At 63.4% G+C, this 19,091-nt stretch carries 16 protein-coding genes; 3 read left to right on the plus strand and 13 right to left on the minus strand.

The genetic code is table 11. The features are described from left to right. Genes VGN93_RS15650 through VGN93_RS15660 form a run of 3 tightly spaced genes read right to left on the minus strand, consistent with a single transcriptional unit; the run spans position 1 to position 2,163 of the window. The gene (locus VGN93_RS15650) at positions 1–396 is read right to left on the minus strand and encodes a Fur family transcriptional regulator (RefSeq protein ID WP_327508309.1); all 396 of its coding nucleotides are present in this window, start codon (positions 394–396) and stop codon (positions 1–3) included. 11 nt (positions 397–407) lie between these two features. Next, the gene (locus tag VGN93_RS15655; RefSeq protein WP_327508169.1) at positions 408–1,238 is read right to left on the minus strand and encodes a metal ABC transporter permease; all 831 of its coding nucleotides are present in this window, start codon (positions 1,236–1,238) and stop codon (positions 408–410) included. Further along, positions 1,231–2,163: a metal ABC transporter ATP-binding protein gene (locus tag VGN93_RS15660; protein WP_327508170.1), complete on the minus strand. Its 933-nt coding sequence runs from the start codon at positions 2,161–2,163 to the stop codon at positions 1,231–1,233. The genes VGN93_RS15655 and VGN93_RS15660 overlap by 8 nt, the downstream gene beginning before the upstream one ends. 102 nt (positions 2,164–2,265) lie before the next feature. Here VGN93_RS15660 and znuA point away from each other — a divergent pair, with 102 nt between their 5' ends. Together znuA and zigA are read left to right on the plus strand one after the other, a co-directional pair. Continuing rightward, complete coding sequence (gene znuA, locus VGN93_RS15665; RefSeq protein ID WP_327508171.1) at positions 2,266–3,282, plus strand: zinc ABC transporter substrate-binding protein ZnuA; 1,017 nt, start codon at positions 2,266–2,268, stop codon at positions 3,280–3,282. Between the two features lie 251 nt (positions 3,283–3,533). Continuing rightward, positions 3,534–4,739 carry a zinc metallochaperone GTPase ZigA gene (gene zigA / locus VGN93_RS15670; protein WP_327508172.1) on the plus strand — a complete coding sequence of 402 codons (1,206 nt, stop codon included), beginning with the start codon at positions 3,534–3,536 and terminating at the stop codon, positions 4,737–4,739. Here the strand turns inward: zigA and mgrA are convergent, their stop codons facing one another. The 8 genes from mgrA to VGN93_RS15710 all read right to left on the minus strand — a co-directional run bounded on the left by mgrA (position 4,740) and on the right by VGN93_RS15710 (position 14,878). Continuing rightward, positions 4,740–5,762, minus strand: coding sequence for an L-glyceraldehyde 3-phosphate reductase (mgrA, locus tag VGN93_RS15675; RefSeq protein ID WP_327508173.1), 1,023 nt, complete (start codon positions 5,760–5,762; stop codon positions 4,740–4,742). A gap of 277 nt (positions 5,763–6,039) precedes the next feature. Further along, on the minus strand, positions 6,040–7,173 hold the full coding sequence (locus tag VGN93_RS15680; RefSeq protein ID WP_327508174.1) for a Gfo/Idh/MocA family oxidoreductase: 1,134 nt from the start codon (positions 7,171–7,173) through the stop codon (positions 6,040–6,042). A gap of 11 nt (positions 7,174–7,184) precedes the next feature. Further along, entirely contained in the window at positions 7,185–7,946 is a 762-nt protein-coding gene (locus VGN93_RS15685) for a sugar phosphate isomerase/epimerase (protein ID WP_327508175.1), read from the minus strand. 15 nt (positions 7,947–7,961) lie between these two features. After that, positions 7,962–10,421, minus strand: a complete 2,460-nt coding sequence (locus VGN93_RS15690) for a glycoside hydrolase family 2 protein (protein WP_327508176.1) — start codon at positions 10,419–10,421, stop codon at positions 7,962–7,964. Positions 10,422–10,631: 210 nt separating this feature from the next. Next, a complete protein-coding gene (locus tag VGN93_RS15695; protein WP_327508177.1) occupies positions 10,632–11,720 on the minus strand; it encodes an ABC transporter ATP-binding protein in 1,089 nt (362 codons plus the stop codon). Positions 11,721–11,723: 3 nt separating this feature from the next. Continuing rightward, on the minus strand, positions 11,724–12,656 hold the full coding sequence (locus tag VGN93_RS15700; RefSeq protein WP_414714097.1) for a carbohydrate ABC transporter permease: 933 nt from the start codon (positions 12,654–12,656) through the stop codon (positions 11,724–11,726). After that, positions 12,649–13,551: a sugar ABC transporter permease gene (locus VGN93_RS15705; protein WP_327508178.1), complete on the minus strand. Its 903-nt coding sequence runs from the start codon at positions 13,549–13,551 to the stop codon at positions 12,649–12,651. The genes VGN93_RS15700 and VGN93_RS15705 overlap by 8 nt, the downstream gene beginning before the upstream one ends. Positions 13,552–13,642: 91 nt before the next feature. Next, entirely contained in the window at positions 13,643–14,878 is a 1,236-nt protein-coding gene (locus VGN93_RS15710; protein WP_327508179.1) for an ABC transporter substrate-binding protein, read from the minus strand. Between the two features lie 425 nt (positions 14,879–15,303). Here VGN93_RS15710 and VGN93_RS15715 point away from each other — a divergent pair, with 425 nt between their 5' ends. Beyond that, on the plus strand, positions 15,304–16,329 hold the full coding sequence (locus VGN93_RS15715; RefSeq protein WP_319323287.1) for a LacI family transcriptional regulator: 1,026 nt from the start codon (positions 15,304–15,306) through the stop codon (positions 16,327–16,329). 108 nt (positions 16,330–16,437) lie between these two features. Here the strand turns inward: VGN93_RS15715 and VGN93_RS15720 are convergent, their stop codons facing one another. Next, the gene (locus VGN93_RS15720) at positions 16,438–17,424 is read right to left on the minus strand and encodes a class I SAM-dependent methyltransferase (RefSeq protein ID WP_319323289.1); all 987 of its coding nucleotides are present in this window, start codon (positions 17,422–17,424) and stop codon (positions 16,438–16,440) included. A 172-nt stretch (positions 17,425–17,596) separates the two neighbouring features. Next, entirely contained in the window at positions 17,597–19,027 is a 1,431-nt protein-coding gene (gene gndA, locus VGN93_RS15725) for an NADP-dependent phosphogluconate dehydrogenase (protein ID WP_327508180.1), read from the minus strand. Positions 19,028–19,091 lie beyond the last annotated feature (64 nt).

Consider the following 19,091-nt stretch of genomic DNA (forward strand, 5'->3'; position numbering starts at 1 on the left):
TCACGCGCAACCGGCGCAGGTGCCGCGGATCTCGATCGTCGTCTTGCCGGTCTTGAAGTTGCGGTCCTTGGCGAACCCCTTCAGCCGGTCCTCGATCACATGGTCGTGGAATTCGTCGACCTTGCCGCAGGTCTCGCAGATCGTGAACGCGGTGAGGCCGTGGGCGTGGCAGCCGTCTTCCGGATGCGCGCAGGCGACGAAGGCATTGATGCTTTCGAGGCGATGCACGAGACCGAATTCCAAGAGCTTGTCGAGCGCGCGATAGACCTGCAAGGGCGCGCGAAAACCGCTGTCGCGCAGCTTGTCGAGGATCGAATAGGCGCTGAGCGGGTTGCCGGAATGCGAGAGCACGTCGAAGACCAGGCCCTGGTTGCGCGTCAGTTGCTGTGTGGTCATGTGTTGCGTGGTCATGCCTGACCTCCCTGGCCCATGGCCGGCTGGTGGGTTGTGCCCGTCCTCGGCTTGGTCAGCAGGCTCAGGACGAAGAGGCCGAGCGCTGCCACCACGATCGAGGGACCGGAGGGCGTATCGAATTTCAAGGAGCCGAACAGCCCACCGACGACGGCAAGCGCGCCGATGACGGATGCGAGCACGGCCATGATTTCCGGGCTGGTGGAAAAGCGCCGGGCGGTGGCGGCCGGGATGATCAGCAGCGAGGTGATCAGCAGGATGCCGACGATCTTCATGGCAATGGCGATGACGAGCGCCATCAGCAGCATGAAGGCGAGCCGCGCCCGTTCCGGCTGCAGGCCCTCGGCCTCCGCCAGTTCCGGGTTCACCGTGGAGGCGATCAGCGGGCGCCATATCCAGACGATGGCGAAGAGGACGAGGATGCCGCCGCCCCAGACGAGGTCGACGTCGGCCCGCGTCACGGCAAGGATATCGCCGAACAGGAAGCCGACGAGGTCGATGCGCACCCAGGTCATGAACGACACCATGACGAGGCCGATCGCCAGCGTCGCGTGCGACAGGATGCCGAGCAGCGCATCGGTGGAGAGCGTGCCGCGCTTCTGCAACAGCAGCATCAGCAGCGACACGGCCGCCGCAACGAGGAAGACGCTGATCAGCAGGTTGAAATCCATCAGCAGCGACAGTGCCACGCCGAGCAGCGCCGAGTGCGCCATCGTATCGCCGAAATAGGCCATGCGCCGCCACACGACGAAACAGCCGAGCGGCCCGGCGGTGACGGCAAGCCCCACGCCGGCAACGAGCGCGCGTACAAAAAAGTCGTCAAGCATCACGGGCCTCCCCGGCCTGGCCAGAAGGCGCCGGGCCGTGATCATGGCCGCAGCCGCAGTTCGGCCCGTGCGTGTGCACGATGCGCATCGGCCCCGCCTTGCCGCTCGGCACGATTTGCGTGTGATGACCGTCGCCCGGCCGGCAATCATCGGTGATCGAGCCGTCGGCATGCTGCACGCGGCCGTCCGGCAGGTGCGTATGGTCGTGATCGTGATTGTAGAAGGCGAGCGTCTGGCTGGCACGCGCGCCGAAGAGGCGGAGATATTCCGGGCTCTGGCTGACGGCCTCCGGCGTGCCCCGGCAACAGACATGGCCGTTCAGGCAGATGACGGTATCCGTCTCGGCCATCACGACATGCAGGTCGTGCGAGATCAGCAGGATGCCGCAGCCGGTCGTGTTGCGGATCGTCTTGATGAGGTCGTAGAGGGCGATCTCGCCGGAAAAGTCGACGCCCTGCACCGGCTCGTCGAGCACCAGCAAGTCCGGCTTGCGGGCGATCGCGCGGGCAAGCAGCGCGCGCTGGAACTCGCCGCCAGAGAGATGCTGCACCTCGGCGCGCGCAAGATGGCGGATGCCGGTGGCCGTGAGCGCGGCATCGATCTCGGCGCCCTTCAGCGGCGAGGTCAGCGTCATCAGCCGGTCGACGGTGAGCGGCATGGTCCAGTCGATGGCAAGCTTCTGCGGCACATAGCCGACCTTGAGGCCGGCCCTGCGCTCCACCCTGCCCTCGTCGGCCTTCAGCACGCCGATCGCCGCCTTGGCGGTCGTCGACTTGCCGGAGCCGTTCGGGCCGATCAGCGTGACGATCTCGCCGGGAGCCACGGAAAACTCCACGCCGCGCACGAGCCAGCGGCCCTGGCGGCGCACGCCGACACTGCCAAGCGAGACGAGCGGCGGGACGATCTTGGTTGGGGTCTGCAGCATCACTTTTTTCCGAAAGGCCTGTTGCCACCGGATATGGCACACGTTATAGCATAACGCAATTGATGTAATAACATTACGTTCACAATCAAGACGGAGATCCCCATGCAAAAGGCCGTTCGCGCCCTCTTTCTCTCCACCGCGCTTCTCGCCGCCGGCCCCCTTGCCGCGCGGGCGGAGGTGCCGAACGTCGTCGTGTCGATCAAGCCGATCCATTCGCTCGTCGCTGCGATCATGCAGGGCGTCGGCGAGCCGGATCTGATCGTCGAAGGCGCCGCCTCGCCGCACACCTATTCGCTAAAGCCCTCCAATGCGGCGGCTTTGCAGGATGCGGACGTGGTCTTCTGGGTCGGTCACGGGCTGGAGGCCTTCCTGGAAAAGCCGCTGGAAGCGCTCGGCAGCAAGGCGACCGTCGTCGAACTGGACGATGCACCGGGTCTCGAAAAGCTGCATTTCCGCGAGGGCGGGCCGTTCGAGGCGCATGAACACGAGGGCGAGGAAGGCCACGAGCATGCCGCCGAAGGCCACGACCATGGCAAGGAGGCCGAAGAGGCACACGCGCATGGCGAGGAAGCCGGACACGAGGGCCATGAACATGGCGAATTCGACATGCATCTCTGGCTGAGCCCGGACAATGCCCGCGCCATCGCCGCAGAGACGGCAAAGGTGCTTTCCGACAAGGACCCGGCCAATGCCGAGGCCTACAAGGCGAACCTCGCGAGCCTGAACGACAAGCTCGCCGCCCTCGACAAGGAAGTTGCCGAGACGGTGGCGCCGGTAAAGGACAAGCCCTTCATCGTCTTCCACGACGCCTACCAGTATTTCGAACATCACTACGGCGTGCACGCCGCCGGCTCCATCACCGTCAGCCCGGAAACCCTGCCCGGCGCCGAGCGCCTGACGCAGATCCGCGACAAGGTGAAGACGCTGGGCGCCACCTGCGTCTTCGCCGAACCGCAGTTCGAGCCGAAGCTCGTCAACGTGGTGATCGAAGGCACGCCGGCAAAATCCGGCACGCTCGACCCGGAAGCCGCGACCCTGGAGCCCGGCCCGGACCTCTATTTCACCCTGATGAGGAGCATCGCCACGTCGCTGCGCGATTGCCTCGGCCGGGCTAGCTGAGAAAAGGCGGGCCGAAGGCCACCCTCCCCTTGAGGGGGAGGGTCGGAGCGAAGCTCCGGGGTGGGGTGACGCCGCATCTCCACAAGCGCCGGTGCGGATGCAGATCACCCCCACCCGCCGCTGCGCGGCGACCTCCCCCCTCAAGGGGGAGGTAAAACAGGGCCTCCCAATAGCAGATCGAACCCAGGCGGGATCACCCCGCCTTTTTCAGCGCACCAGATGTAATAGTATAACACAAAAAGGCAAATCGCATGGACAACCGCCTCCCCGTCACCGTGCTTTCCGGCTTCCTCGGCGCCGGCAAGACGACGCTTCTCAACCATGTGCTCACCAACCGCAGCGGCCTGCGTGTCGCGGTCATCGTCAATGACATGAGCGAGGTCAATATCGACGCGGCCCTCATCCGCGATGGCGGGGCGAACCTATCGCGCACGGGCGAACAGCTCGTCGAGATGAGCAATGGCTGCATCTGTTGCACACTGCGCGACGACCTGCTGGCCGAGGTGCGCCGCCTCGCCGAGATGAACCGCTTCGACTACCTGCTGATCGAATCGAGCGGCATTTCCGAACCCCTGCCCGTCGCCACCACCTTCGATTTCCGCGACGAAAACGGCCAAAGCCTGTCCGACGTCGCGCGGCTCGACACGATGGTGACGGTGGTCGATTCCGTAAACCTGCTGAACGACTATAGCTCGCAGGACTTTCTGGCAGAGCGCGGCGAGACGGCCGGCGAAGGCGACACGCGCACGCTGGTGGAACTGCTGGTCGAGCAGATCGAATTCGCCGACGTCGTCGTGCTCAACAAGGCCGGGGCGGCAAAGCTCGACACCCTGCTCGCCGCCCGCCAGATCGTCGGCGGCCTCAATTCATCGGCCCGCGTGATCGAAACGGATTTCGGTCGCGTCGAGCTCACCGACATTCTCGGCACCGGCCGCTTCGATTTCGAGAAGGCGAGCGAACATCCGCTCTGGTTCAAGGAACTGCACGGTTTCAAGGACCATGTGCCGGAGACCGAAGAATACGGCATCCGCTCCTTCGTCTACCGCGCGAAACAACCGTTCCACCCGGCCCGCTTCCAAACCTTCCTCGATGAAAGCTGGCCCGGCGTCATCCGCGCCAAGGGTTTTTTCTGGCTGGCGACCCGCCCGCACCATGTCGGCGAGATGAGCCAGGCCGGCGCCCTGGTGAAGAGCGGCCGCCTCGGCCTCTGGTGGGCCGCCGTGCCGCAACAGCATTGGCCGCAGGACCAGGCGGCGCGCGAGGGCATCGCCCGCGCCAGCGATCCGGTCTGGGGCGACCGCCGGCAGGAACTCGTCTTCATCGGCGCCGATCCGATGGACGAAGCCGCAATCCGCCGCAGGCTCGATGCCTGTCTCGTCGAGGCCGAGACATTCGAGCCGGCGCGCTGGGCGAACCTGCCGGACCCGTTCCCGCTCTGGGTACGGCAGGCCGGTTGATCAGGCTGCGCTGCCCCAGAGATTGACGTCTGCGCCCTTGGCATGGACGTCGATCTCGGCCAGCTCCTCGGCCGAAAAATCCGGCTTTTCCAGCGCCTTGACGCAATCGACGATCTGCGACGCGCGGCTGGCGCCGATCAGCGCCGAGGTGATGCGCCCGCCGCGCAGCACCCAGGCAAGCGCCATCTGCGCCAGCGTCTGGCCACGCCGCTCGGCGATCGCGTTCAGCTTGCGGATATTGTCGATGATCTCGGGACGGATGAAATCCTTCTTGAGGAAATGGTTCAGCGCCGCCCGGCTGTCGCCCGGAATGCCGCCGAGATATTTCGTCGTCAGCATGCCCTGCGCCAGCGGCGAGAAGACGATCGAGCCGATGCCGAGCTCTTCCAGCGTGTCGACGAGACCATCCTCCTCGACCCAGCGGTTGAGCATGGAATAGCTCGGCTGGTGGATGATGCAGGGCGTTCCGAGCGCCTTCAGGATCGCCGCCGCCTCGCGGGTGCGCTGCGAATTGTAGGAGGAGATGCCGACGTAAAGCGCGCGGCCGGAGCGCACGATATGATCGAGCGCGCCGCAGGTCTCCTCCAGCGGCGTATCGGGATCGAAGCGGTGGGAGTAAAAAATGTCGACATAGTCGAGGCCCATGCGCTTCAGGCTCTGGTCGCAGGACGCGATCAGGTATTTGCGGCTGCCCCACTCGCCATAGGGACCCGGCCACATATTGTAACCGGCCTTGGAAGAGATGATCAGCTCGTCGCGCAGATGCGCGAAGTCGGTGCGGAGAATCTCACCGAAAGCTGTTTCCGCGGTGCCTCCCGGCGGGCCGTAATTGTTGGCGAGATCGAAATGGCTGATGCCGAGGTCGAAGGCCGTGCGGCACATGTCGACCTTGCGGTCATGCGGCGTGTCGTCGCCGAAATTGTGCCACAGCCCGAGCGAAATCGCCGGCAGCTTCAGGCCGGAGCGCCCGACACGGTTATAGGTCATCGTATCGTAGCGGTTGTCCGCAGGCTGCCAGGCCATGGTTACGTTCCTTTGCTTGAATTGAGATGTGTGTCGTACCCTTGGCCGGGGCGCATTCACAAGAGGCAAGGTCCCCATTTCCCCCAGACGGTGCGGCCTTCCGATCTCCCCCCTTGAGGGGGAGATGCCCGGCAGGGCAGAGGGGGGTACCGTTTCGGCAAAAACAGCCGGTGCCAACTATGCCGCGCCGTCGCCACCCCCCTCTGTCGCTTCGCGACATCTCCCCCTCAAGGGGGGAGATCGATGGGAGCAAGCGGGATGGACAAAAAACCTCCGTCTACCGAAGCAACGCCCGCGCCTCCTCGATGCCCAGCGCCTCCGGCTGCGTGCAGGTCGTGACGATATCCACCGCCCTGCCCTCGTCGGCCGAGCGCAGGATCGCCGTCAGCACGTCGATCGTGTGCAGCGAGCGGTCGAGCGAGCAGCGGTAGTCGCGACCGGTCGTCACCGCCTCCATCATGTCGGCAAGGCCGATGCCGCGGTAGTTGGCCTGTGTGCCCCAGTCGAACTGGTAGTTCTGGGCAGTCAGCGGATGGTCCCAGACCTCCACTTCCTTCGGCTCCCGGTCGTTGCCCGCCACTTCCACCGTGCCGCCGAAGAAATTCGGGTCCGGCACGAAGACGGCGCCGTCGGTGCCGTAGAGCTCCATGTTCTGGTGGCGATGCGCCCAGACGTCCCAGCTCGACATCAGCGAGATCTGCGCCCCGCTGACGAATTCCAGGATGGCGTGGATGTTGGTGGCGACGACCACCGGCACCTTTTCGCCGAGGCGCGGACCATTGCTGATGGTGCGTTCCTCGCGCGCCCTGTTGGCGAGCGCCACAACGCGCTTCACCGGCCCGACGAGGTTGACGAGATTGTTGACGTAATACGGCCCCATGTCGAGGATCGGCCCGCCGCCCGGCGCGAAGAAGAAGTCCGGGTTCGGATGCCAGCTCTCCATGCCCGGCCCGAGCACATGCGCCGTGCCGGACATGATCTTTCCGACGCGCCCGCTATCGATCAGGTGCCGCACGAACTGGTGCGAGCCACCGAGATAGGTATCCGGCGCCGAGCCGACCTTCAGACCCTTGGCGTCTGCAATGCGGCGCAGATCCTCGCCCTGTTCGAGCGACAGCACGAAGGGCTTTTCCGAATAGACATGTTTGCCGGCTTCCAGCACCTTCTTCGACACCGGATAATGCGCCTCCGGCACCGTCAGGTTGACGACGACGTCGACGGCGGGATTGGCGAGGAGCGCGTCGATCTCCTGCGCCAGCACGCCGAATTCCTCCGAGCGCGCCTTCGACGCGGCCGGGTTGATGTCGGCGCAGGCGACGAGCTTCAGGTTCCTGAAGGTCGGGATCAGCTTGAAATAGGCGCCCGAAATGTTGCCGCAGCCGATGATGCCGACTCCGTATTCCTGTGTCATGGGCTCAGTCCTCAGAATGCCTTGATGGTGGCGATCGAGCGGGTGGCAAGCCGGGTAAGATCCTTCGGATTGTCATGCTCGACGATGAAATGCTGGACCGGCGTGCCGGCGAGCGCCTTGGCGAGATCGGCCCAGGCAACGGTGCCGTGGCCGACATCCGCCCAGCCGTCCTCGTCGGCATTCTCGCCCTTCGGCGCGATGTCCTTGACGTGCACGGCGGTGATGCGGTCGCCGTATTTCTGGATCCAGGCGAAGGGATCGGCACCGCCGCGGAGGATCCAGGCGATATCCGCCTCCCAGGTGAGGTCCGGCCCGCCGGCAAAGAGGTGATCCTGCGGCACGGTGCCGTCTTCGAGCGCGAAGAACTCGAAATCGTGGTTGTGCCAGCCGAAGGTAAGCCCCGCCTTGCGGATCGGCTCGCCGGCCTTCTGCAGGCGTTCGCCGAGCGCGCGCCAGCCGGCGGCGTCCGTCGGACGGTGCTCCGGCAGGAGATAGGGGCAATAGACCGCCTCGATGCCGAGCGTGCGGCAGATCGCGAGCACCCGGTCGGGCTCCGCCTCCAGCATGTCGAGGCTGAAGTGAGCGGTGGGCATGGTGAGGCCGTTGCGGTCGAGATCGGCCTTCACCCGCTGGATCGCCGCATCGTCGAGCTCGGCATAGAGGGCGCTGTAGCCCTCGACTTCCTTGTAGCCGGCATCGCCGAGAATGCGGAACACCTCGGCGAAAGGCTGGAAATTGCGGGCGCTGTAGAGCTGGAAGCTGACCGTCTGCATGAATGTCTCCTCGTATTATGCGTGATGGGTCTGGCAGGAATGAAGATCGAGCCAATGGAACTGCGGAACTGCACCGCTTGTCGCCGGGGTGAAGATCACGGTCTTCTGCCCGCCGGCCGTGAGGTCGAAGGCATTGTCGGACCAGCGGCCGGCGACGTCCGCCTCGATCATGACGTGCAGCGCGAGGCCGGTTGCCGATGCGGTGACGGCGAAGCGGCCGTCGTCGCGCGGCGACACCTCGAGCGTCAGGCGGGAGGCTTCGAGATCGAGCGCCTTGTAGTTGACCGCGACGTGATGCCCCTCGCCCGTCATGCCGTTCGAGGCCGTAAAGGACCAGAAGAGCAGCGTGTCTTCCGGCAGGTCGGCGGCGAAGACGGAGAACAGCATTTCTGCCTTGTCCGGCCCGCATGCGCCTTCCGTGCTGCGATAGGGCCGGCGCTGGCCCGTCAGCGAGACGAGCCAGGTGTCGAGCGTCACCGTTACCGGCTCCGCGGTGTCGTTGACGACGGAAAAGCCGATGGTCTCGCCGTCCCTGGACGGGATCGCGGCGACCGCGACGGGCTGGAAGAAGCGGCGCACCATATAATGCATGGCCTTCCAGTTACCGCCGTAATCGAGACTCGACCAGGAGGCGACCGGCCAGGTGTCGTTGAGCTGCCAGTAGAGCGTGCCCATGCAATGGGGTTTCAGCGAGCGCCAGTATTCGACGGCGGTGCGGATGGCGAGGCCCTGCTGGATCTGGCTCAGATAGACGAAGCTCGCGAAATCCTTCGGGAAGCGGAAATAGCGGAACATGGTGCCGGCAATGCGCTCGTTGCCGCCGGCATTCTTCTGGTGGCTCTCCATCACCGGCGAGGCGATGTTCATGTCCTTGGCGTCCGCGAAGGTCTTCATGACCGGCATGGAGGTGTAGGACTGGAAGCCGAATTCCGAGCAGAAGCGCGGGCGCACGGTGCGGTAATTGTCGAACGACTTGTTCTCGTGCCAGACGGACCAATAGTGCATGTCGCCGGAACCGTCGGCATGCCAGGCATCGCCGAAGTCGAGATAGCCCGACGCCGGGCTCGACGGCCACCAGATCGCGCCGGGTGCGGCCTTCTTCATCGCCACTTCGATGGTGCGGTTGAGGCGGTCATAGGAGACGAGGTAACGGTCGCGGTTCTCGCGGCTTGCCTCGAACCACGTCAAAGCGCCGACCAGTTCGTTGTCGCCGCACCACAGCACGATGGAGGGGTGCGAGGCGAGACGCCTGACCTGATAGTCCACCTCGGCGGCGACATTGTCGAGAAAATCGACGGTCGAGGGATAGAGATTGCAGGCGAACATGAAATCCTGCCAGACCATCAGGCCCATTTCGTCGCAAAGGTCGTAGAACCAGTCCGGCTCGTAGAACCCGCCGCCCCAGACGCGCAGCATGTTCATGTTTGCATCGACGGCGGATTGTAAGAGGTCGCGCACGCCGGCGGGCGTGATGCGCGAGGGCAAAGCATCGGCGGGGATCCAGTTGGCGCCGCGGCAAAAAATCTCGCGGCCGTTGACCTTCAGCGCAAAGCGGCTGCCGGCCTCGTCCTTGTCGGTGAGCAGCTCGACCTGCCGCAGGCCGACGCGGCGCACGACGGTTTCGGTCGCCGTCTCGACGCGCACCGCATAAATCACCTGCTCGCCATGCCCCGCCGGCCACCAGAGCGCCGGCTTCTCAATGCGGAACATGTGGGTGAGCTGCGTCTCGCCGGCGCCGATACCGATATCGAGGCGGACACGCTCCTCGCCGAGCGCGAAATGCACCGGCAGGATGCCCGGCTCCTCGGCATGGAACGTCGCGGTCACGTAGAGATCGACGGCGCCACCCGCATGGTGGAACTGCCGCGTCGTGAGATGCTCGATGCGCGCGACCTCCAGCTTGCGCAAAACAATCTCGCCGTAGATGCCGAGCGGCGCGATCGCGATGTTCCAGTCCCAGCCGAAATGGCTCTGCGGCTTGCGCAGCATGTTGCCGTTCGGGATCGGCGAATTGCCGGTCGACCAGGGAATGAAGAACGGCTGTTCCGCCTGCCGGGCGGCACCGGTGGCGACGCTCGAATGGATGAGCACCTTCAGCCTGTTCTCGCCGGCCTTCAGGGCGTCCGTGACATCCGGCCGATAGCGGCGGAAGCAGTTGTCGGTGTCCTGCACCAGCACGCCGTTGACATAGACGGAAGCGACCGTGTCGATGCTGCCGATATCGAGATACCAGCCGCCCTCTAGCATTTCCGGCGCGACCTCGAACGTGCGCTCGATCACCCAGTCCTTTTCCGCCACCCACTGCGCGTCGCGCTCGTTGCGCCCGGCATAGGGATCACGGATGACGCCTGCGGCGAGAAGCGCGCTGTGCACGTCGCCGGGGACACGCATTGGGGCCGCCTTTTCCGCGTCGGTGCTGGTGACGGTCCAGATGCCCGAGAGGTCGATGGCAGTTATGGTGGATGTCTGGGTCATGTCTGTGTCTCTGGCTTGCGATGTGCGGGGGATCTACCCCCCTCTGGCCTGCCGGCCATCTCCCCCTCAAGGGGGGAGATTGAATCGTTGCAACGTCTTGCAGAACTCTACGGTTGCCTTTGTAGCGATGCCTATGCGCCTTACCGATCTCCCCCCTTGAGGGGGAGATGCCCGGCAGGGCAGAGGGGGGTAGCCGCAATCCGGACCATCCTAGATCCGCTCCTCCGTCCCCGCATCGAACAGCGAGGCGAGCCCCATGTCGAAGGACAACGTCACCGCCGTGCCTGGTGCAAAACGCCGCGCCCCGCCGACGCGGACGGACATCGTGTGACCGGCATGTTTCAGCCAGAGCAGGTTGTCGGCGCCCATCGGTTCCTCGATGTCCACCGTCGCCTGATGGGTTTCTATACCGGCAGCATCCTCGTTGACCTTCACATGCTCCGGCCGCACGCCGAGCACGACCTTGCGGCCCGGCCGGAGCGGTTCGCCCGCCTTGTAGCCATCGAGCGAGACATCGACGCCGTTCACCAGGAACACCGGCCTGCCGCCCCGCTCGGCGATCTCGCCGCGCAGAAAGTTCATCGACGGCGAGCCGATGAAGCCGGCGACGAACATGTTCTTCGGCTCATTGTAGATCGTGTTCGGATCGGCGAGCTGCTGGATGACGCCGCTCTTCATGATGGCGATGCGGTCGGCGAGCGTCAGCGCCTCGATCTGGTCGTGGGTGACGTAGATCATCGTGTTCTTCAGCGACTGGTGCAGCCGCTTGATCTCGACACGCAGCTCCGAACGAAGCTTGGCATCGAGGTTGGAAAGCGGCTCGTCGAACAGGAAGACGTCGACATCTCGCACTAAGGCACGCCCGATCGCCACGCGCTGGCGCTGGCCGCCGGAAAGCTCCGAGGGCTTGCGCTTGAGTAACGGGCCGATCTGGAGGATTTCGGCGGCGCGGGCGATGCGCTTTTCGATCTCCGGCTTCGCCATCTTGGCGACCTGGAGGCCGAAGGAGAGGTTCTTTTCCACCGTCATCTGCGGATAGAGCGCATAGGACTGGAACACCATGCCGATGCCGCGGTCCTTCGGTTCCTCCCAGGTGACGTTCTTGTTCTTGATGAAGATCTGCCCGCCGGTCGGCTCCAGCAGGCCGGCAATGCAGTTGAGCAGGGTCGATTTCCCGCAGCCGGACGAGCCGAGCAGCACGAGGAATTCGCCGTCACCGATGTCGAGATTGAGGTTTTCCAGCACGTTGACCGCGCCAAAACTCAAAGACAGGTCCTTGATGGAGACTGATTTCTGCATGGCTTAACCCTTGACTGCGCCGGCGGCGATGCCGCGGACGAAGAGCCGTCCCGACACAAAATAAACGATGAGCGGAACCGCGCCGGTGAGCAGCGTTGCGGCCATGTTGACGTTGTATTCCTTCACCCCCTGGACTGAGTTGACGATGTTGTTGAGCTGCACGGTCATCGGGTAATATTCCGGCCGGGTGAACACGACGCCGAACAGGAAGTCGTTCCAGATGCCGGTGATCTGCAGGATCATCGCGACGACGAAGATCGGCAGCGACATGGGCAGCATGATGCGGAAATAGATCTGCCAGAACCCGGCGCCATCGATGCGCGCCGCCTTGAACAGCTCTTCCGGCAGCGACGAGAAGTAGTTGCGGAAGAGCAGCGTCAGGATCGGCATGCCGAAGATGGTGTGCACGATGACGAGGCCGGTGAGCGTGCCGTAGATGCCCATTTCGCGCAGCACGATGACGATCGGGTAGATCATCACCTGATAGGGAATGAAGGCGCCGACGATGAGGATCGTGAAGAAGATATCCGCGCCCCTGAATTTCCAGTTGGCGAGCGCATAGCCATTGACCGAGGCGACGAGGATCGAGATCAGCGTCGAGGGCACGGTGATGCGCACCGAATTCCAGAAGCCGCGTGACAGGCCGTCACAGTTGAGGCCGGTGCAGGCGCTCGCCCAGGCCTTGGCCCAGGGCTCGAAAGTGATTTCCAGCGGCGGCGAGAAGATGTTGCCGAGGCGGATTTCCGGCATGCCCTTCATCGACGTGACGACCATCACGTAAAGCGGCAGCAGGTAATAGAGCGCCGCGATGGTGAGCGTGCCGTAGAGCATGATATTGCGGCCGGAGAGCACGCGGCGGGGTCTGGCGCCCCAGGGCTCCGCGCCGGTTTTCGTTGCGGCGGCAGAGGCCGTCTTGAGGGTGATGGTGTCAGACACGCTTGCGCCCTCCGAATTCGAGATAGGCCCAGGGCACGATGATGATGGCGACCGTGACGAGCATCATGGTGGAGGCGGCAAAGCCCTGCCCCAGGTTCTGCGCCTGGAACATGTAGTCGTAGACGTATTTTGCCGGCACTTCCGACGAGATACCGGGACCGCCGCTCGTCTGCGCCACCACGAGGTCGTAGACCTTGACGATGCCGCTGGCGATGATGACCAGCGTGGTGATGAAGACGGGGCGCATCATGGGAATGACGATGAAGAGATAGGTCTTCCACATCGGGATGCCATCGACGCGCGAGGCCTTCCAGATATCCTCGTCGATGCCGCGAAGGCCCGCGAGCAGCAGGCACATGACGAGCCCCGTGCCCTGCCAGAGGCCGGCAATCAGCACGCCGTAGATGACGATCTGCGTATTGTAGAGCGGGTCGAAGGTGAAGCTCGTCCAGCCGAGCGAGCGGACGACCGACTGCACGCCGAATTCCGGGTTCAGAATCCATTGCCAGACGAGGCCGGTGACGATGAAGGACAGCGCGAAGGGATAGAGGAAGATCGTGCGGAATGTGTTTTCGAAGCGGATCTTCTGATCCATCAGCGCGGCGAGTAAAAAGCCCATCACCAGACTGAAAATGAGCGTGAAGACGCCGTAGATCGCCAGGTTCTGGATCGACATGAGCCAGCGCGGCGCGTCCCACAGGCGTTCATACTGGTCGAAGCCGACGAATTTCGCCCGCGGCAGCAGTTTCGAATTGGTGAACGAATAGACGACCGTCCAGACCGTGCCGCCGAGAAAGATGACGACGGCGGTGAACATCATGGGAAGGGAGGCAATCTTGGCATTGAGATTGCGCAGCAGTCTGCTGGGGCGACCGGTGTGTACCTGGCCCGTCATGGGTCACTCCTCCTTGGTCTTGGATCAGGGGTGAACGGCGCCTGTCCCGGCCTGCTCGGCCAGGTCAGGCGCCGGCGTCACGAGACCCTGGTCAATCCGCCGAAGCGATGATGTCGGCGAAACGCTTCTGGGCGTCTTCCGGCGTCATCGACGCATTGGCGAAGAATTCGGAGAACAGGTCTTCCTTCTGCTTCTGGCTGTCGGCCGAAAGCAACTGGTCGACCCACTCGACCACATTGCCCTTGGCAAGGATGTCGAGGCCCTTCTTCATGCAATCGTTGGCAGCAGTGAGGTCGACGTCGCCGCGCACCGGCAGCGAGCCCTTCTTCAGGTTGAAGGCGACCTGCGCCGCCGGGCTGACCAGCGTGGAGGCGAGAACCTCCTGCGCCTTCGACTTCTCCTCGTCTGCAAGGACCGGGAAATAGAAGGCATCGCCACCCGTGGCGATCATCTCGTTCACGCCGAGACCCGGAAGGCAGGTGTAATCCTTGCCGGCAACCTTGCCGGCGAGCGCGAATTCGCCTTGCGCCCAGTCGCCCATGATCTGGCCGCCGGCCTTGCCGGTGATGACCATGTTGGTCGCCTGGTTCCAGTCCTGCACATTCGTGCCCTTGGACATGCGGCGCGCATCGTCGGCGGCCTTGAAGATCTTGCCGACGTCAGCACCGGCCGCCACCTCGGCGTCCTTGTCCTTGTAGACCTTGTAGAACGTGTCCTTGCCGCCAAGCGCCAGCATCAGCACATCGAAGGCACCGGAGGCCTGCCACGGCTGGCCGCCGACGGCGAGCGGAACGATACCGGCCTTTTCCAGCGCGGGCGCTGCCGCGACGAACTCGTCCCAGTTCTTCGGAACCGCGACACCCGCCGTTTCGAAAGCCCCGTTGGAAAGCCACAGCCACTGCCAGGAATGAATGTTGACGGGCACGCAATAGATCTTGCCGTCGATGGTGCAGCTGTCGAGCAGGCCCGCCGGCTTGATGATGTCCTTCCAGTTCTCGCGCGTCGCGACATCGGTCAGGTCGCGCATCAGGCCGGCTTCCACCAGCTCCTCGGCCTGGCGGCCGTGGTTGAACTGGGTTGCCGCCATCGGGTCGCCGCCGGTGATGCGACTCACCATGATCGGGCGGGCCGTGCCGCCGGCGCCGGCAATGGCACCGTCGATCCACTTGTTGCCCGTGGCGTCGAAGGCCTTTGCGAATTCGGCGACCGCCGCGGCCTCCCCGCCGGACGTCCACCAATGGGTCACTTCCAGATCGGTCGCATTGGCTGCGGCGAACGGCAGGACCACGGTCGCTGCCAAGATAGCAGCCATAGAGCGAATTTTCATGAGTTTCCTCCCTCACTGAAACGTTGCAGTAAAAACGTAACTCAATCGATTTCATCGCGCAACCGGGCAGCGATCACAAAATCGAACTTTCGTCCCGGAGATGGTTTTTCAGGCATTGTAGGGCGATGCTTTCTATCGCTACCCCTTGACTGGATTTTCCATATCCAGCTGAATTAGCTACATTTATCTCTGAAAAACAGCTTTGCACGAAAACCAGTATTTCGCAGTCGCATAAATTATAGCTTTGCGGTGCAACGCGCGCTCAGGCACGGGCTGTCGCTGCATTTTGCGAAATTTCCGCTCGACAAACGACCTGTATCGTTACAGTTTTAAGGCGCCACCACTAGGGAGTGGCGGGCCGGGTTAAAAAATGTATAACCGGCCCACTTGGCGCACAGGCGTGGCAGGCGGGGGATGGACAGACGATGAGCGAGGGCCAGGCGACAGCGCTTCCGGCACCGAACGAACGGCCGACGCTGAAGACGATCGCCTTCATGACCGGCCTCGGCATCACCACCGTGTCGCGCGCCCTCAAGGATGCGTCGGACATCAGCGCCGAGACGAAGGAGCGCGTGCGCCTCGTCGCGCGCCAGATCGGCTACCAGCCGAACCGCGCGGGTGTGCGGCTTCGCACCGGCAAGACCAATGTCATCAGCCTGATCCTCAGCCTGGAAGAAGAGATCATGGGCCTGTCGAGCCCGATGGTCATCGGCATCTCGGAAATCCTCGCCACGACGCAATACCATCTCGTGGTGACGCCCTACCGCGCGCAGGGCAATGCGCTCGACCCCGTGCGCTACGTGCTGGAGACGGGAGCCGCGGACGGCGTGATCATTTCACGCACCGAGCCGAAGGACCCGCGCGTCGCGCTGATGATGGAGCGAAACTTTCCCTTCGTCACCCATGGCCGAACGGAAATGGGCCTCGCCCATCCCTATCACGACTTCGACAACGAACGTTTCGCCTACGAGGCCGTGCGAAAACTCGTGGAGCGCGGACGCACGCGCCTCGTGCTGCTGCAACCGCCGCCCTACCTGACCTTCTACCTGCACATGCGCGCCGGCTTCGAAAAAGGCATTCGCGATTTCGGCGCCACGGCGCTGCCGTTCAGCCAGGTCAACCTCGATGCCAGCCTCGTCGATATCCGCAATGCCGCCGAGGCGCTGCTAAGCGGCCCCGACGCGCCGGACGGCATCGTTTCGGGCAGCGGCTCCGGCGCAGTGGCGCTCGTCGCGGCCCTCGAGGCAAGCGGCCGCCGGTTGGGCCACGACATCGACCTCGTCTCGAAGGAATCGCAGATGCTGCTGCAATGGCTGCGGCCCGAGGTCGTGACCATGCGCGAGGACATCCGCCTCGCCGGCCGGGAACTGGCAAAAGCCGTGATCGCCCGCATCGAAGGCAAGCCGCCGGCAGAGCTCCAGACGCTGAGCTATCCGATCCCCATCGAGTGAGGGGCGCTTAGAGTTTGTCAGGGAAAAGTGGGACCCGGTTTTCCCGAAAAGGCAAACGAAAACAAAGGAAACGAGAGTATGTCTGGTTCAGTCTGAACCAGACATACTCTAGTCGCGCCTCACAATGTAGACATCATGCCGATTCCCGGTGCGGCCGATTGAGCGCTGTACGATCGAAATGTCATCGGGCAGCATGGAACGCAGATAGTCTGGCGAGATGAAGGTGAGGCCCCAATCTTCTGTAACGGCATCCTCGATCAATTTCAGATCGCCTTGATTGCCGACCTGCTTGAATGGCTGAAAATAGAAGCCGTCGCGCGCATAGGTCGCCACAAGATCAAGCAGGAACGTGTCTCGGGTCCACTTCTGATGGCCAGCGAAAAGCTCGTATTTGGGTAGCGGTATATTCTTGATTATGCGTGATGCGATATCGTGCGGACCGTGCACCGAAAAGAGGAAATGACCGCCCTTTTTCAACACGCGCCGCATCTCGGAAAACCATCGTTTGCCGGCTGCCTCCGAAAAGTGCGTCCAAATGCTCTTCGCAATGATGAGATCGAACATATCGTCATCAAAGGGCAGCGGCGGCTCTTGCTGGCTCACCTTCGCGACGACGCCGGGAATATGCTTGTTGACCCATTCGATGGACGCCGTGGCGGGGTCGACACCGAACAGGTCCAACTGCTCGCCAAACGCTTTCTGAAGCACCGCGAGATTGCGGCCCGAACTGCACCCGAAGTCGAGCAGCGTGCCCTTGATATCGACGCCTGCCTTCTGCAATTCATCAAGCGCGATGTCGGTATTCTTGAAGTCGTAGTAGATATTATACCGACCCGGTATGAAATGGACCGGTGCCTCGGGAATTTGCAACCCGAGACCCGCCTCCTCGCGCTCTGCCTGGCTGGCCGCGAGCAGCCATTTGCTAAGCTGGTCATGCGCGGTGATACCGGGTTGCCGGGCGATGCCGAGCTGTTCCATGATCTTGGCGCTTGCCAGAGACGTATCCGGCTCCGAGGTCTCTCTGAATTCCCCCTGCTCGTTGTGAGCGATCTCTTGACGACGGCTGGCGAGAAAAGACTGAAATTCTGGGAACATGAAGGTCTCTCAGTTTATTTCTATATTTTCTACACAACCTCTATTTGCCACGCAATCATTTAGCTTCATAGGCATAAAGATGATGGGCCGGGTTCAAACCCTTGTGGGGCCCAAAGAAAAACCGCCCGCAAAAAATGCTTCGCGGGCGGTTTCTTGTTGAGCGGGACCGAAATCAGCCGTTGAGGCCGGAGCCCCACGGGCCGTGGTGGCTGTCCGCGCCGTCGAGGCGGTCGAAGCCGTGGGCGCCGAAGAAGTCGCGCTGGGCCTGGATGACGTTGGCCGTGCCGCGGCCGCGGCGGTAGCTGTCGAAATAGCCGAGGGCCGAAGCAAGTGCGGGCGCCGGCAGGCCATGAAGGGCGGCGGCGGAGACGACGCGGCGCAGAGCCCCGTCGGTGTCCTTGACCATCGTCGCGAAGGCCGGGGTGACGATCAGGTTGGCGGCATCCGGCGCCTTGGTGAAGGCGCTGGTGATCTCGTCGAGGAACTGCGAGCGGATGATGCAGCCGGCGCGCCAGATTTTGGCAATCGTCGGCATCGGCAGGTTCCAGTTGTATTCCTTGGAGGCGGCTGCCATGACGGCGAAGCCCTGCGCATAGGCGCCGATCTTGCCGGCGAGCAGCGCGCTTTCGAGGTCCTTGATGAAGGCGGCCTTGTCGGCAACCTTGAGTGCGGGAACATCCGGCAGGCCGAGAATCTTCTCGGCGGCTTCACGCTCGGCCTTGAAGGACGAGATGGAGCGGGCGGCGACGGCGGCCTCGATGCCGGTTGCCGGCACGCCCATGTTCTGCGCCTCGATGGCGGACCACTTGCCGGTGCCCTTCTGGCCGGCCTTGTCGAGGATCATGTCGACCATCGGGCCGCCGCCGATCGGGTCCTTGGCGGCGAGCACCGTCGCCGAAATCTCGATGAGATAGGATTCGAGGCGCCCCTTGTTCCACGCGGCGAAGACGTCGGCGATTTCGGCGGCACTCATCTTCAGGCCATCGCGCAGGATGCCGTAGATTTCGGCGATCATCTGCATATCGGCATATTCGATGCCGTTGTGGATGGTCTTGACGAAGTGGCCGGCACCGTTCTCGCCGAGCCAGGCGACGCACGGGTCGTCATTGTACTTGGCGGCAATCGAGGTCAGCACCTTCTCGACGCGCTTCCACGAATCCTCCGTGCCGCCGACCATGATGGAGGGGCCGTGGCGGGCACCCTCTTCACCGCCGGAAACGCCCATGCCGATGAAGGTCAGGCCGGAATCCTTCAGCGCATCGAAGCGGCGCATCGTATCGCGGAAGTTCGCGTTGCCGGCATCGATCATGATGTCGTTGTTTTCGAGATAGGGGCGCAGCAGGTCCATCTGCTGGTCGACCGCAGCACCGGCCTGGATCATGATGATGATCGGCCGCGGCGGGCGAATGGCGGCGACGAATTCCTCGATCGTGTCGCAGGGCACGATCTGCCCCTGGAGATCGCCGGCCTCTTCGTAGAATTCCTTCGTGCGCGCCACCGTGCGGTTGAAAACCGCGATCTTGTTGCCTTTTTCGGCAATGTTGAGCGCGAGGTTCGACCCCATCACACCGAGACCGATAAGCCCGATTTCCGCCTGTGCCACGTTCATACCTCCGTAGGATGGCGCGGCGTGGGATTGGTCCGGACCCAGCCGGAAACGCCGCGCA

This window comes from Shinella sp., assembly GCF_035998705.1.
Lineage (GTDB): Bacteria > Pseudomonadota > Alphaproteobacteria > Rhizobiales > Rhizobiaceae > Shinella.